This window comes from Streptomyces sp. NPDC058464, assembly GCF_042721035.1.
Classification (GTDB): Bacteria; Actinomycetota; Actinomycetes; order Streptomycetales; family Streptomycetaceae; genus Streptomyces.
Genome location: NZ_JBHXMA010000014.1, coordinates 41,866 through 55,781, shown reverse-complemented (window position 1 = coordinate 55,781; position 13,916 = coordinate 41,866). Strand labels below are relative to the sequence as shown.

General features: G+C 72.2%; 15 protein-coding genes. 6 read left to right on the top strand and 9 right to left on the bottom strand.

Annotated features, from left to right (window positions below; genetic code table 11):
- Positions 1-143: 143 nt before the first annotated feature.
- The 4 genes from ACFWPQ_RS20025 to ACFWPQ_RS20010 all read right to left on the bottom strand — a co-directional run bounded on the left by ACFWPQ_RS20025 (position 144) and on the right by ACFWPQ_RS20010 (position 3,498).
- A complete protein-coding gene (locus ACFWPQ_RS20025; RefSeq protein WP_384036093.1) occupies positions 144-707 on the bottom strand; it encodes a hypothetical protein in 564 nt (187 codons plus the stop codon).
- Positions 708-870: 163 nt separating this feature from the next.
- Complete coding sequence (locus ACFWPQ_RS20020) at positions 871-1,335, bottom strand: DUF1153 domain-containing protein (RefSeq protein WP_384036090.1); 465 nt, start codon at positions 1,333-1,335, stop codon at positions 871-873.
- A gap of 98 nt (positions 1,336-1,433) precedes the next feature.
- On the bottom strand, positions 1,434-2,027 hold the full coding sequence (locus tag ACFWPQ_RS20015; protein WP_384036087.1) for a hypothetical protein: 594 nt from the start codon (positions 2,025-2,027) through the stop codon (positions 1,434-1,436).
- Between the two features lie 232 nt (positions 2,028-2,259).
- Entirely contained in the window at positions 2,260-3,498 is a 1,239-nt protein-coding gene (locus ACFWPQ_RS20010) for a 4-hydroxybenzoate 3-monooxygenase (RefSeq protein WP_384036084.1), read from the bottom strand.
- 223 nt (positions 3,499-3,721) lie between these two features.
- On the opposite strand from ACFWPQ_RS20010, the gene ACFWPQ_RS20005 reads away from it, so the two are divergent.
- Positions 3,722-4,510 (top strand): DUF5995 family protein, encoded by a 789-nt coding sequence (locus ACFWPQ_RS20005; RefSeq protein WP_384036082.1) that lies wholly within the window; start codon positions 3,722-3,724, stop codon positions 4,508-4,510.
- Between the two features lie 231 nt (positions 4,511-4,741).
- On the top strand, positions 4,742-6,118 hold the full coding sequence (locus ACFWPQ_RS20000) for a glutamate decarboxylase (RefSeq protein WP_384036079.1): 1,377 nt from the start codon (positions 4,742-4,744) through the stop codon (positions 6,116-6,118).
- Positions 6,119-6,170: 52 nt separating this feature from the next.
- Here ACFWPQ_RS20000 and ACFWPQ_RS19995 read toward each other — a convergent pair whose 3' ends face one another.
- The 3 genes from ACFWPQ_RS19995 to ACFWPQ_RS19985 all read right to left on the bottom strand — a co-directional run bounded on the left by ACFWPQ_RS19995 (position 6,171) and on the right by ACFWPQ_RS19985 (position 8,805).
- Positions 6,171-6,698: a hypothetical protein gene (locus ACFWPQ_RS19995; protein ID WP_384036076.1), complete on the bottom strand. Its 528-nt coding sequence runs from the start codon at positions 6,696-6,698 to the stop codon at positions 6,171-6,173.
- A gap of 191 nt (positions 6,699-6,889) precedes the next feature.
- Complete coding sequence (locus tag ACFWPQ_RS19990) at positions 6,890-8,008, bottom strand: Gfo/Idh/MocA family protein (protein WP_384036074.1); 1,119 nt, start codon at positions 8,006-8,008, stop codon at positions 6,890-6,892.
- Positions 8,008-8,805, bottom strand: coding sequence for a sugar phosphate isomerase/epimerase family protein (locus ACFWPQ_RS19985; protein ID WP_384036071.1), 798 nt, complete (start codon positions 8,803-8,805; stop codon positions 8,008-8,010). The genes ACFWPQ_RS19990 and ACFWPQ_RS19985 overlap by 1 nt, the downstream gene beginning before the upstream one ends.
- Positions 8,806-8,887: 82 nt before the next feature.
- Here ACFWPQ_RS19985 and ACFWPQ_RS19980 point away from each other — a divergent pair, with 82 nt between their 5' ends.
- Genes ACFWPQ_RS19980 through ACFWPQ_RS19970 form a run of 3 tightly spaced genes read left to right on the top strand, consistent with a single transcriptional unit; the run spans position 8,888 to position 10,795 of the window.
- Complete coding sequence (locus tag ACFWPQ_RS19980) at positions 8,888-9,517, top strand: TetR/AcrR family transcriptional regulator (RefSeq protein ID WP_384036068.1); 630 nt, start codon at positions 8,888-8,890, stop codon at positions 9,515-9,517.
- A gap of 42 nt (positions 9,518-9,559) precedes the next feature.
- Positions 9,560-10,225 (top strand): nitroreductase, encoded by a 666-nt coding sequence (locus ACFWPQ_RS19975; protein ID WP_384036065.1) that lies wholly within the window; start codon positions 9,560-9,562, stop codon positions 10,223-10,225.
- A 45-nt stretch (positions 10,226-10,270) separates the two neighbouring features.
- Positions 10,271-10,795: a hypothetical protein gene (locus ACFWPQ_RS19970; RefSeq protein WP_384036062.1), complete on the top strand. Its 525-nt coding sequence runs from the start codon at positions 10,271-10,273 to the stop codon at positions 10,793-10,795.
- A 55-nt stretch (positions 10,796-10,850) separates the two neighbouring features.
- Here ACFWPQ_RS19970 and ACFWPQ_RS19965 read toward each other — a convergent pair whose 3' ends face one another.
- Complete coding sequence (locus tag ACFWPQ_RS19965) at positions 10,851-11,795, bottom strand: amidohydrolase family protein (RefSeq protein ID WP_384036059.1); 945 nt, start codon at positions 11,793-11,795, stop codon at positions 10,851-10,853.
- A gap of 95 nt (positions 11,796-11,890) precedes the next feature.
- Positions 11,891-12,154 carry a DUF2630 family protein gene (locus ACFWPQ_RS19960; protein ID WP_384036057.1) on the bottom strand — a complete coding sequence of 88 codons (264 nt, stop codon included), beginning with the start codon at positions 12,152-12,154 and terminating at the stop codon, positions 11,891-11,893.
- Between the two features lie 388 nt (positions 12,155-12,542).
- Between ACFWPQ_RS19960 and ACFWPQ_RS19955 the strand changes: the two genes are divergently transcribed.
- The gene (locus tag ACFWPQ_RS19955; RefSeq protein ID WP_384036371.1) at positions 12,543-13,898 is read left to right on the top strand and encodes an RICIN domain-containing protein; all 1,356 of its coding nucleotides are present in this window, start codon (positions 12,543-12,545) and stop codon (positions 13,896-13,898) included.
- Positions 13,899-13,916 lie beyond the last annotated feature (18 nt).

Genomic DNA, 13,916 nt, shown 5'->3' with positions numbered 1-13,916 from the left:
CAGCCGGTGGCGCCGCCCGCGCAGTGCGAGCGGTCGGGATCCCGGCACCTGGCTGCGACCTGCTCCTTCGCCAGCGCTCAGGCCGCCGCTCCCCTTCGTCTCGTCCTGGCCCCTCAGCGCGTGGTCCGTCAGGGCCCGGCCCGTCAGCCGGCACCGCCCGTGCCTCCGGTGCCGCCGCGCCCGCCGCTCTCGCAGCCGATCCCGAGGCAGATCCCGCCGCGGCCGCCCGTGCCGCCACGGCCGCCGTCGCCGGTACCGACCGCGACCCCGCCCGTGCCGCCGGTGCCGCCGTCGGCGCTGCCGCCGCAGATCCCGGCGCAGATCCCGCCCGCGCCGCCGGTGCCGCCCTCGCGGCCGGGCGTGCCGGTCGTGCCGGTGCCGCCGTTGGCACTGCCGTTGCACAGTCCGGCGCAGATCCCGCCCTGGCTGCCGTTGCTCCCGTTGACGGTTCCGCTGCAGTTGCCCGCACACACCCGGTCGCCGATCCGCACACTGCCGTCGCCCCCCTTGATGGGCCCGAACTGGCCGAAGCCGCCGCCCGGCCGGGCACTGTCGGCGGGAAGCTGCCGGGCGGCCGCCGTGGCCGTACGGCTCTGCGGCACCGGCGCCGCCATCGCGGCCGGTGCCAGCGCGCCGGCCGTGACACCGGCGGTCAGGGCGGCCGAGGCCGTGAGACCGAGACGGACCTTCCAAGAACGCATACGCATGGCATTCCTCTTTCCGAAGAACTTATTTCCGTAGTGTGGTTTCCGCTGTATCAAATAAAGCCGGTCATGAGCCGTGCCGTCACGGTCCGGGAACTCGGGGCTTGACAGAAACGCCCCGGCCCGCATCGGGCCGGGGCGTCCTGGGAATTTCCCTGGAATTCCCTCAGGAGCCGAAGAGGGAATTCAGACCCAGCAGCGCGGCCCAGTCCCCGTCGCGGAGCTGCTTGTCCCAGGTGTCGAACTCCTTCTCGGAGATCTTGTACTTCTTGACGACCTCGGACTTCTTCGCCTGCCCGGACTCGACGGTCAGCACGATCCGCGCCTTGTCCAGGCCCGTGAGCTCCGACCTGGGCTTGTCGGGCAGGTCGTCGAACCGGAAGCAGCCGGGCTTGCCGGGCTTGCCGGGCTTGCCGGGTTCTCCCGGCTGACCGGGGGCACCGCCCTTCCCGCCTTCTCCGCCCTTCCCGCCTTCCCCGCCGTGGCCGCAGTGGGACGCGGCGGCCGGGGCCGTCAGGCTGGTTCCCGTGGTGACACCCGGTGCCGCCTGGGCGGCGCACGCGGTGCCGGTGGCCAGGGCCAGCGAGGCCACCGCCAGGACGAACGGACGCTGCCAGCGAGTTCTGGACATGGGGGTTCTCCGTTTTCCTTGATCAAGATCGTGACTCTGGGGGGTGGGGGGTGGGGGCGGAGGCCGCTCGGGCCTTCGCCCCCACCGGGGCGGGACGGTCAGAAGATGCTGCCGCCGCCGGCCCCGCCGGCCCCGCCCCGGCCGCCGAAGAGGACGCCGAGCCCGCCCGCGCCGCCCTTGCCGCCGTTGCCGCCCTGGAAGACACCGAAGCCGCCGTTGCCGCCCTTGCCTCCGTTGCCGCCCTTGAGGATGCCGGAGCCGCCGGAGCCGCCGTTGCCGGCGCTGCCGCCGAACAGGCCGGAGCCGCCGTTCCCGCCGGAGCCGCCGTTGCCGCCGATGACACCGTCACCGCCGCCACCACCGCCGCCGCCACCACCGCCGGACAGGATGCCGTCGCCTCCGTTGCCGCCCTTGCCTCCGTCGCCGCCGACGCCCAGGACGCTGCCGCCACCGGAGCCGCCGGAGCCCCCGCCGCCGCCGATCAGGCCGCCGCCACCGGCACCTCCGTCACCGCCGGCGCCGCCGCCCTGGACGAAGCTCACGGCATGGGCCGGCATCGGGGCGGCCACCGCGGCGGACGCCGGAAGGATGATGCCCCCGGTGATCAGCGCGGCCGAGGCGGCGAGTGCCGCGAGGCCACAGCCCCGGCGCTTGGCACGAATACCGTTGCGGGTACGAGAAATACGGGTCATGAGTTCTCTCCTGTCGATTGTCGATATACGGGTCGCGGTTTCAGCGAAAGAGGAATTCCTCTTCGGGATTTCCGTTCCGGTGAGGCCCGCACTTCAAGTAGGCCCCGCGGGCGACCCGGGGTCACGTTCCGAGCGGTCGTGACTTGACCAGGAGGGATCAGTCGGGTATTGCACGCAAAACGGGCACCAGAGGGCGGCTGTGCCGGCGCCCGGGCGTTCCCGTGGCGGTGGTTCAGCGGGCGGTGGAGGCGGGGCGGTCCTGGGCCGGGTCCAGGCCGGTCATGAGTTCCGCGAAGGCCCGCCCGGCCGCCGGGGAGGAGAAGAGCCGGTCGAGGCGGGCGCGGGCCAGACGGTGCAGGAACGGGCCGCAGTGGGTGGCGTCGCCGGCGTCGTGGACCGTCCGGGTCAGCCAGTGGGAGAACTCCTGGTCGCTCCACACGCGTCGCAGGCAGCGCTCGGAGTAGGTGCGCAGGGCGGTGTCGTCGCCGTCGCGGGCGTGGTCACGGACGGCGCGGGCGAAGAGGTCGGCGTCGTACAGCGCGAGGTTCATGCCCTTGCCGCCCATGGGGGACACGATGTGCGCGGCGTCCCCGACGAGGAACAGCCGGCCGTACTGCATGGGGTCGTTCACGAGGCCGCGCAGCCGGAAGGTCTCGCGGTCGGTGACGGGGCCCGCGGTCAGGGCGGGGTCGGCGAGCCTGGTGCGCAGCGCGTCCCAGATGCGGGCGTCGGACCAGGCGCCGAGGTCGTCGTCGGGCGGGCACTGGAGGTAGTAGCGGCTGCTGTGCGGTCCGCGGGGGAAGTGCGCCGCGAAGCCCTGGGGGCTGACGGCGAGCAGGGGGTGGGCGGGGGGCGGCGCGTCGGCGAGGACGGTGAGCCAGCTGATGCCGTAGTCGAGGGGGTGGGCGGTGAGGTGGCCGTCGGGGACGGCGGTGCGGGTGACGCCGTGCTCGCCGTCGCAGCCGGCGACGAAGGCGCAGGTGATCGCGTGCGGGGTGCCGTCGGCGGCGCGGTAGCGGACCGTCGCGCGCTCGCCGGTCAGGTCGTGCAGGGTGACATCGGCCGCCTCGTAGCGCAGGTCGCCGCCGTCGGCGAGGTGGGCGGCGGTGAGCTTCTGCACGAGGACCTGCTGGGGGCACAGCCGCGCGCCGGGGCCTTCCGAGCCGTCGCTGTCGTCGACGAGATGGCTCTCGCCGTCCACCCGGAACTCCAGGATGCCGTCGTGCGGCGGGCCGCCCAGCACCAGGTCGGCCAGCCCCCAGGACTCGAACATCCGCACGGCGCGGGCCTCCACGATGCCGGCCCGCTGGCGCTGCGCCACGTGCTCGCGGCTGCGGCGTTCGAGGACGACGCAGTCGACACCGCACCTGCGCAGCAGACTCGCGACGGTCAGCCCGGCCGGGCCCGCGCCGATCACCACGACGGTGGCGGATTCCTGCGTCTCGTCCAACTGCGGTGCGCCTTCGGCCACTTGGCACCTCCGGGGTCAGCGTAGCCGAGTGCGGCCGGCCCCGCGCCGGCCCCCGGCACCGGGTGCGCCCCGGCTGTGGCGGCAAGTCCGCGGGGCCCGCGTCCCGTTTCCCGCACGGCGGGATCTCCACCCGGTGCACGGTGGTAGGACAGGGCTGCCACCCGCACACCCACAGCACACCGTGTGCGGGCCGGACATCCACACCACGGGAGGGGAAAGGGACATGACGGCACAGAACATCGACGATGTCGTGGACGGGCTCGCCGGGATCGTGCAGGAAGCCGGCCGCGCCGGCGACCGGGCGGGATACTTCGCGGCCCTCTACCGGCAGGTGACCGTCGAGATCCGCACCGCCATCCACAGCGGGCTGTTCGAGGACGGCGCCCGGATGGACCGCTTCGACACGCTCTTCGGCAACCGCTACTTCGACGCGTACGACGCCTGGCGCCGCGACCGCAGCGGACCGCGCTGCTGGCGCGAGACCTTCGGGCTCCTCGACGACGCCGACACCATCATCGTCCAGCACCTGCTCCTCGGCGTGAACGCGCACATCAACCTCGACCTCGCCATCGCCGCCGCCCGGACCAGCCCGGGCAGCGACATCCACGCACTGCACCACGACTTCCAGCTGATCAACGACATCCTCGCGCGCGTGGTCCTGGCCGTGCAGGACTCGGTCGACGCACTGTCCCCGTTCATGTCCCTCCTCGACCGGGCCGGAGGACGCACCGACGAACAGATCCTCGACTTCAGCATCCGCCAGTCCCGCCAGGAGGCCTGGCACAACGCCCTCCTCCTCGCCGGCCAGGACGACACCGGACGCGCCGCCACCATCGAACGCCTCGACGTCCGCGCCACCGTGCTCGCACGGCTCATCACACGACCGGGCGGCCTCCTCCGCCCCGCCCTGGAGGTCATCCGCCACACCGAGAACAACGACGTACCGGCCGTCATCACCCACCTCGACAACGCCATGCAGCAGACCGTCGCCCGGCGCGGCCCCGCGGACTGACCGTCCGGCATCCCACCGGCACCGCAGGGGGCCGCGCCCCGCCTCGCCGCGGCCCCGCCGCCCGTAATCCCCTGCCGACCCCATCCGCCCGTATACGCAAGGGAAAATTCAGTTCATCGGTGCGCAAATCGATCGCTGGATCGGTGTAATCGGCACACATGTCGGACCGCGCGGCGATCTAGCGTCGAAAGCGCACGGGGGCCACACGGACCAGAAAGCACCGAGGCACACATGCCCATCCCGGATACCGACGTCATCTCCGCGACCGCGTTCGACACCCTCACCCCGCCCGCCGCCACCGACCCGTACCCGGCCGTCGACGAACTGCCGCACTCGGCGTCCGCACCCGACCTGGTACTGCAGCGGCTCCGCGACGAACTCGCACTCGACGGCAACCCACAGCTCAACCTCGCCACCTTCGCGACCACCTGGATGGAGCCGCAGGCACGCCGGCTGATGGCCGACACCGCCGAGAAGAACCTCGCCGACCGCGCCGAGTACCCCCAGATCACCGCCATGGAAGAACGCTGCGTACGGATGCTCGCCCGGCTGTGGCACGCACCGCACCCCGAACAGGTCCGCGGCTGCTCCACCACCGGCTCCAGCGAGGCCGCCCTGCTCGGCGGCCTCGCCCTCAAACGCCGCTGGCAGCAGCGCCGGCGCGCACAGGGAAAGGACACCGCCCGCCCCAACCTGGTGATGGGCGCCAACGTCCAGGTCTGCTGGAAGAAGTTCGCCAACTACTTCGAGGTCGAACCGCGCTACGTCCCCGTGGAACCGGGCCGCTACCACCTCACCCCGGACACCCTCACCGCCTACTGCGACGACAACACGATCGGTGTCGTCACCGTCCTCGGCTCGACCTACGACGGCTCCTACGAGCCCGTCGCCGACATCTGCATGGCCCTGGACGGCTACCAGGCCGCCACGGGCACCGACATCCCCGTCCACGTCGACGGTGCCTCCGGCGCCATGGTGGCCCCCTTCCTCGACCCCGGCCTCATGTGGGACTTCCAGCTCGAACGCGTCGCCTCCATCAACACCTCGGGCCACAAGTACGGGCACGTCTACCCCGGTCTGGGCTGGGCCCTGTGGCGCGACACCCATGCCCTCCCCGACGACCTCGTCTTCGACATCGACTACCTCGGCGGCCGCTCCCCCAGCTTCACCCTCAACTTCTCCCGCCCGGGTGCCCACGTCGCCGCGCAGTACTACACCTTCCTGCGCTACGGCTTCGAAGGCCTGCACCACCTCGCGCTCCGCAGCCGCACGGCAGCGCACGCCCTCGCCGCCCGTGTCCGCGCCATCCCGCCGTACGAACTCGTCACCGACGGATCCCAGCTCCCCGCCTTCGCCTTCCGCCTCGCACCCGGCACCCACGGCTTCACCGTCCACGACGTCTCGCACGCCATGCGCACACGGGGCTGGCACCTGCCCGCCTACGCGCTGCCCACCCCGTGCCAGGACATCTCCGTCCTCCGCCTCGTCGTCCGCACCGGACTCACCGCCCAGCTCGCCGACACATTCATCACCGACCTCACCGAAGCCACCGAGCAGCTCCGCCCCCGCCAACCGGCGGTCTCCTCCCAGACCCCTGTGACCGTCTGAGGGGCGGCACCCGGCTCCTCCGGTCAGCTCACCAGAGCCCGCTGGGCTCTCCTCACCAGAGCCCGCTGGGCTTCCTTCCGGCCGCTCGGAGCAGGATGTCCCGCGTGGAACCCATCCCGTACTTGTCGGCCTCGCTGGAGAGTTCGGCCACCTCCAGCAGGAGCGGCCGGATGTCGACACCCGCGTCGTGGGCGTCCCCGCACAGGCCGTGCAGGTCGACCATCATGTCCCGGGTGTCGCGGCCCTGGTCCTCGACCGAGATCTCCAGCAGCCGCTGCCGGAAACCCCGGGGCGTGGGCTCGAAGGGCAGCGTCGTCGCCCAGGTGAACGAGTGGTACCGCTGCAGGAGCGCGCGCAGGGCGACCCGGTCGCCCTCGTCGCCCTCCTGATAGAGGGAGAGCACGTCCCGCAGCGCCGTCTCGGCCTCCGGCCGGATCCCCGCCTCGTCCAGCGGCCGCGGGCCCTCCTGCATCCTCCGCGTCCAGTCGGGGTCGGTGAGATCCACCGGCCTCGTCGCGATGGGCTCGATGTACGCGTCGATCACCGCGACCCGTTCCTCGAGCTCCGCCAGTTCCCCCACGGCTCCCCTCCCCCTTACCCGGGCGGCGGCCGATGGCCTGCCGCTGCCCCGTCCTCCCACGGCGGGAGGACGGGGCAGCAGGAGCATAGGAGGCGTCCGCGGCGCCCCCACCCATCCACGGAACGGCCCTCGGTGACGACGAGGGGCAGCCGTCGGCGACCCGGCTGACGTTCCGGTCGCCGGCGAGCGCCTCAGACAGTGGCCCCGAAGGGGTCCCAGTCCTCCGGGACCAGGGGTGTCGCGGGGGCGGCACTCGCGACCCGGACGGTCTCGCCCGAGGCGACGGCCTCGTCGATGGACGTCATGGTGTCGAGGACGTGGTAGCCGAGGTCTCCGGTGGCGATGTGCGGGCCTCCGCCGCGGAGGGCCCGCGCCATGTCCAGGACGCCGAGACCGCGGCCGGCCTCGATGCCCACGGGGGTGACGGTCTCCCACTCGGGATCGCGGCCCCGCTGCGGGACCCGGGTGATCCTGACCTCGCCCGCGAAGGTGTTGGGGTCGGGCAGGACCAGGGTGCCCTCGGTGCCGGTGATCTCGACGTATCCGGTGCGGGTGAGCGGGGAGTCGAAGCTGAACACGCTCTGGCCGACGCCGCCTCCCTCGAACCGGGCGAGTGCGGAGACGTGGGTGGGGACGGCCACCTCGAACTCGGTGCCCGCCCGCTCGCCGCTGCGTACCGTGCGGACCGCGCGGGCGGTGGAGCCCAGCGCGGCGACCCGGGTCACCGAGCCGAACAGGCAGACCAGGGCGGTGAGGTAGTAGGGGCCCATGTCGAAGAGAGGCCCGGCGCCCTCGGCGAAGAGGAACTCGGGGGCGGGGTGCCACAGGTCGGGTCCCGCGTACTGCATGACGGTCTGCGCGGACAGCGGGGTGCCGATGTCGCCGCGGGCGACCGCCCGCAGGGCCGTCTGCAGGCCGGGGCCGAGGATCGTGTCGGGGGCGACCCCGATCCTGAGGCCGGCCGCGGCCGCCTGGTCGAGCAGGGCCCGTGCGTCGGCGCGGTCCACCGCGATGGGCTTCTCGGACCAGACGTGCCTGCCCGCGGCGAGGATCGCCGAGCTGACCTCCGCGTGGACGGCGGGGACGGTCAGGTTGACGACGATCTCGACGTCCGGGTGGGCGAGGACGTCCGCGGCGGTTCCCCACTCCGCGACGCCGTACTTGCGGGCCTGGGTCTCGGCGCGCGTGGTGTCGAGGTCGCCCACCACGGCCACCCGCAGGTCGGGGAACCTGGTGAGGTTGGTCAGGTACTGGTCGCTGATGTTGCCGGCGCCGACGACGCCGACGCCGACCGGGTTCCGTGCCGCCATCAGGCGATGCCCTTCCCGTTCAGGTAGGTGACGCCCGCCGCGATGCCCTCGAAGATGTCGCCGTCGTAGTGGTCGAACTCGATGACGGCGTACTCGGCGTGCGGGGCCGCGGACAGCGCGTCGTCCAGCCGGATCCGGCCGCGGCCGGGGGCGACCTGACCGGTGTCGGCCGGGTCGAAGGGGGCGCCCGAGGTGAACGGGTCGTCGATGACGGGGCCGTCCTTCACGTGCAGGGCGCCCACCCGGGAACCGAGGCGGTCCAGCAGGGCGACGACGTCGTTGCCGCCGGCCGAGGCCCAGAACAGGTCGATCTCCAGGACGACTTCCGGGTTCAGCCGGTCGGCGAAGAAGTCGAAGGCGTTGACGCCGGCGACCGTGTGGACGAACTCCTGCGAGTGGTTGTGGTAGCCGACGCGGAGTCCGTGGTCGGCCGCCCGTTCGGCGGCGTCGTTGAGGAGGGCGGCGGTGCGGGCGATCTCGTCCTCGTCGGCCCAGCGGGCGGCGGGGACGAACGGATCGAAGAGGATCTGCACACCCAGCCGGCGGGCGGCCCGGAACGTCTCGTCCAGGGAGGGTGCGGACGCGCCGTCGGGCGACAGGAAGCCGGCGTGCCCGGTGGGCGCGGACAGGCCGTGCCGGGCGAGTGCGTCGGCGAGTTCGTCCGCGCGGTGCACGAAGTCGAAGGCCTCGACGTTGGTCAGGCCCAGGGCGGCCAGGCGGCCGAGGGCCGCGTCCTGGTCGGCCTGTAGGGCATGGCGTACGGAGTAGAGCTGAACCGACATCTGCGGTGTCGACATGGGGACTCCTCTCGGCGCGGGCGGCCGGGAAACAGAATACCGACAGGGCTGATGGTTTCTAGGGGTCGTTAGCATCTCGTTCATGGCACGGGACGCGGCGCGGCAGGGGACGGCCCCACGGAACTACCCCAAGGGGGAGCGGCGGCGCGCCCAGATCATCGAGGCCGCGTTCACCGCGTTCGGGCAGGTCGGCTACCGCAACGCGAGCATGGTGCAGCTGGCCGCCGCCTGCGGTGTCTCACGCGCGGGCCTGCTGCATCACTTCCCCACCAAGGAGTCGCTGCTGGAGGCGGTCCTGGAGGAGCGCGAGCGCCAGGACGACGAGCACTTCTTCCAGTCGGGTGCGGTCACCCAGGACGGCCTGGAGTACTTCGCCAGCATGATCCGGCTCGTCGCCCACAACCAGGCCAACCCGCTGATCGTGAGCCTGTTCGCGGTGCTGTCGAGCGAGGCCACCGCGGCCGACCACCCGGCGCGTCCGTACTTCGTGGCGCGCTACGAACGTGCCCGCCGGGAAATGCAGTCGGCCGTCGACGACCTGGCGCGTCGCGGTCTGCTGCGTCCGCACGTGGCGGCGCCGGGGCTGGCGGCGGATCTGATCGCGTTCATCGACGGCCTGCAGATCCAGTGGCTGCTCAGTCCGGACGCGATCGACATGCCGGGGCATCTGCGCACCCTGCTGCGCAGTCTCATCAGCGTCGAACTTCCGTAGTTCCGCGGCCCGTCGGGGGCCGTCCCGAAAGGACGAGTGGACGTGGACGTGTACGAGGCCGTGGACAGCCGGCGGGCGGTGCGCGCGTTCAGCGACGAGCCGGTGCCGCGGGAGGTGCTCGAGCGGGTGCTGGCCGCGGCACGGCGGGCGCCGTCGAGCGGGAACCTCCAGCCCTGGCAGGTGTACGTCGTGACCGGCGAGCCGTTGGCCGAGCTGAAGCGGCGGGCGACGGCCAGGGCCCTGGCGGGGGACCCGGGCGACGAACGCGAGTACCCGATGTACCCGGCCGAACTGGGCCCGCCGTATCTGGACCGCTTCGCCGCCGCGGCCGACCAGCGGTACGCGGCGCTGGGCATCGAGCGCCAGGATCCGCAACGGCCCGTGAAGATCGCCGCGTTGAACTCGGGGGCGTTCGGGGCGCCGGTCGTGCTGTTCTGCTACCTGGACCGGGCGATGGGCCCCGGACAGTGGGCGGACGCCGGGATGTACCTGCAGACGGTCATGCTGCTGCTCAGGGCGGAAGGGCTGCACAGCTGCCCCCAGGTGATGTGGACGATGTACCGCGAGACCGTCGGCCGGCTGGTCGGGGCCGAGGACGGGCTGGTCCTGCTGTGCGGTCTCGCGGTGGGTTTCGAGCGGGCGGGTACGCCACCGGTCCGCACCGGCCGGGCCGAGGTGGCCGAGACGGTGCGGTTCATCGGGGCGTGAGCGAGCCGGTGAGCCCGGGTCAAGCGGTGTGCTTGAATGCCCGGCATGGACGGCTCCGACCGCATGTGGATCAGCGCGATCCCCTCACTCGACCCGGACACCCCGGAAGTGATCCTCGACCTCGATCACAGGTCCGCCGATCCGGCCGAGCAGATGGCCTGCATGCTGCTGAACCGGGGGCACGAGGGCGGGGCCGGAGTGTTCTACCTGCTGCCGGAGGATCTCTCCGCCCGGTACGAACGGACCGGCGAGCGGCTCTCGGTGTCCCTGCTGGCCCGCCGGGACGTCCTCGCCCAGGATCTGACCTCCCGTCCGGCCGCGCTGCGTGCGCACCTCGACCGGCTCCCCCGCGACCCCGGCGGCGGAGAGCTGGTCGTGCTCGTGCGCCGGGAGGCCGTCACCGACTTCGTACCCCCGGAGCGGGACGGTTTCCAGCAGCCCGTCGCGCTCATCGGCCACAGCATCGAGCACCGTGACGGGCCGGTCGCCCTGGCCGAGTTGGTGAGCCTGTTCGAGAGCGGCGAGGCGGGGATCGCCGTCGTCGCCGCGCCCGGACCGCCGCCGGCCTGACCGCGGCCGGTCTGACCGCGGCCCGGTGTTCCGCCACGCGGTGGGCGTGTCGCGGTCACAGCCCGAACAGGCGTGCCGCGTTGTCGTGGCACACCGCCCGCAGCCACGCGTCGCCGAGCTCCAGCCGCTCCAGGGCGTGGAGTTGGTGCACGTAGGGGTACGGGATGTTGGGGAAGTCGGAGCCGAGCAGGACGCGGTCGCCGAGGGCGGCGACGCGGGGCAGGGCCCGGGGCGGGAACGGCATGAACCGCTCGGTGAAGTCGGTGAACGCCATCGTGGTGTCCAGCCGCACCTCCTCGTACCGCTCGGCGAGGCCGAGGAACTCCTCGTACTCGGGCATCCCCATGTGCGCGACGATCAGCCGCAGCCTCGGATGCCGTGCCAGTACCCGGGCGATCGGACCGGGGCCGGTGTGCTTGCCGGGGGCGGGACCGGAGCCGCAGTGGATCACCACGGGGATCCCGGCGTCGGCCAGCAGTCCCCAGGTCGCGTCGAGGAGTCCGTCGGCCGGGTCGTACCCGCCCACCTGCACATGCGCCTTGAACACCCGGGCGCCCGCCTCGACGGCCGCGCGGACGTACGTCTCGACGCCGGGCTCGGGGAACAGGGTCGCCGTGTGCAGGCAGTCGGGGGTGCGACGGGCGAAGTCGGCGGCCCAGGTGTTCAGCCAGGCCGCCATGCCGGGCTTGTGCGGGTAGAGCATCGCGGTGAAGGAGCGGACGCCGAACTCCCGGAGGAGGGCGGTGCGTTCGGCCTCCTCCTTGCGGTAGGTGATGGGCCACCCGAGGTCGCCGATCAGCGGTCCGCTCGTGTCGAAGTAGTTCCAGACCTTGTGCAGGACCCGCTCGGGCATGAAGTGGGTGTGCACGTCGACCAGTCCGGGGAGCCCGAGCCGTTCCCGGAAACGGCGGATCTCGCCGGTCTCCTCGTGCGAGTCCGCGTCGGGCACGGCCTCCTCCGCTCCGGTGGCACCGCCGGGCGCCGTGTGGTGATCGTTCATACCGGCCACGATCGCCGCCGGGGAGCGGCACGTCCAGTCCCTGTCGGCCCCCGCACCGGGGTGCCGCCCCCCTGGCGGTTCGGGCCGGTGCGGCCTCAGGACAGGTAGCGCTCCACCTGGGACGCCGGGCGGACGTTCGCCTCACCGGGGTCCTGGCCCGCCTCGACCTTGGCGCGGCGCTGGCGGAGCAGGTCCCAGCACTGGTCGAGTTCCGTCTCCAGGCGCGCCAGACGGGCGTGCTCGGTGGTCCCGTCGATCTCCCGCTGTGCCAGGCGGTCACGCAGGTCCTTCTCCTGGCTGATCATTTCGGCGATGCGGCCGAGGATCGCCTTCTCGGCCTCGGCCTCTGGTCCTGTCATGACTGCCTCATTCCGGACGACGGCGTGGATCACGGTGACGACGAGGCGTTCGCCGGTGCCTGCGCGCCCGCCCCGTCCACCACCTTCCCACCTTCTCCCACCCTGCCCACAACCGCATCGGCCGGACGACCGGACTTGTCCCGTGCGCTTCTCGCAGGCCGTGCCCGTCGCGGGTGTCCGGGACCGGTTCGGGGGGCCGGGATCGGTTCGGCTGGCCGGTACCGGTTCGGGGGGCCGGTAGCAGTGTCCTGGTGACGGAGCGTCAAGTTCCTTTGTGTGATGCGGAATTCAGGTGGGACGACTGGCGCGGAACACCTTCCGGCGGGTAAGTCATGGCTCTGTCACCATCGGCAACTCCTGCCACAGCGAAGGGATACCCCCCGTGCGTCTGCGCCCCTTGCGCGTCCTGTGCTGTTCCGCCGTCCTCGCCCTGTCGGCGCCCGTGTTCCTCCCGGGCACCGCGTCGGCCGCGGTCCCGACGGCCTCGGTCTACCTCCAGAACTACGTGACCGGCCTCAACGCCGCCGACAGCAGCGGCACCGTGGCCGCGCACAACCCCAAGGGCAACGAGGACCACCAGCAGTGGACCGCCGTCGCGGTCAGCGGTGGCTACCAGCTCCAGAACGCCGACGAGTCCGGCACCTGTCTGGGGCGCAACGGCACCGCCGCGGTCACCGCCGCCTGCGGCGCGGACGGCACCACCTGGACGATCACCGCGGGCGCCGACAGCACCTACTCCGTCACCGTCCCCGGCACCTCCCAGTACCTCACCGGCTCGTCGTCCGACTCGGCCGCCGTACAGGTCGGCTCCTCCGGCGACCTCGCCCGCTGGTACCTCACCCCGGTCTCGTACGCGACCTCGGCGATGCCCTCCGCCGACACCCGCACCCTGGACCAGGTGACCTTCCTGACCGCCCACAACGCCTTCGCCAACAGCTCGGACGGCAACTTCGCGTCCTTCCCGGTCAGCCTGTTCCCCAACCAGAACTACGGCATCAGCCGGCAGCTCTCCGACGGGGTGCGCGGTTTCATGCTCGACGACTACACGGTCTCCGGCCAGGCCGTGCTCTGCCACAACAGCTGCGACGGGGTCAGCAGCCCGGTCCCGCTCGCCACCGACCTGCAGCGGATCGTCGACTTCCTGAAGGCCAACCCCGGTCAGTTCGCCACCGTCTTCCTGGAGGACTACGCCTCCTCCGACGTGCTGAAGTCGTCCCTCGCCACCGTCAGCGGCCTGTCCGACGTGCTGTACCGGCCCGACCAGGAGGGCGTGGCCACCAAGGGCTGGCCCACCATGGCCGATCTCGCGGCCCGCGGAAAGCAGTTGCTGATCTTCAGCGACCGGACCCGGGCGAGCGACACCGCGAACGGCTGGACCACCCGGGACACGTTCGGCGTGATGTACCAGCGCGAGTGGACCGTGGAGAACTACTGGTCCATGGGCGCCGGCCTCGGTTCCTCCGACTGGTCCTGCTACAGCCGGTGGGGCACCGACAGACCGCTCACCACGGACTCGTCGGCCTTCCACCCGCTGTTCGTGATGAACCACTTCCGGGACTATCCCATCGCCGGCACCGCCGCCACCGACAACGGCAAGGTCCTCAACCGGGCGCAGAACTTCTGCACCCCGGCCGCACGGAAGAAGCCCAACTACGTGGCCGTGGACCGCTACGACACCGGGTCGCCCACCCCGCTGACCGCGGTGGGCACCCTGAACACGTACATCCTCACGCCGGGCCAGTGAGCGGCCGCCGGCCGGGGC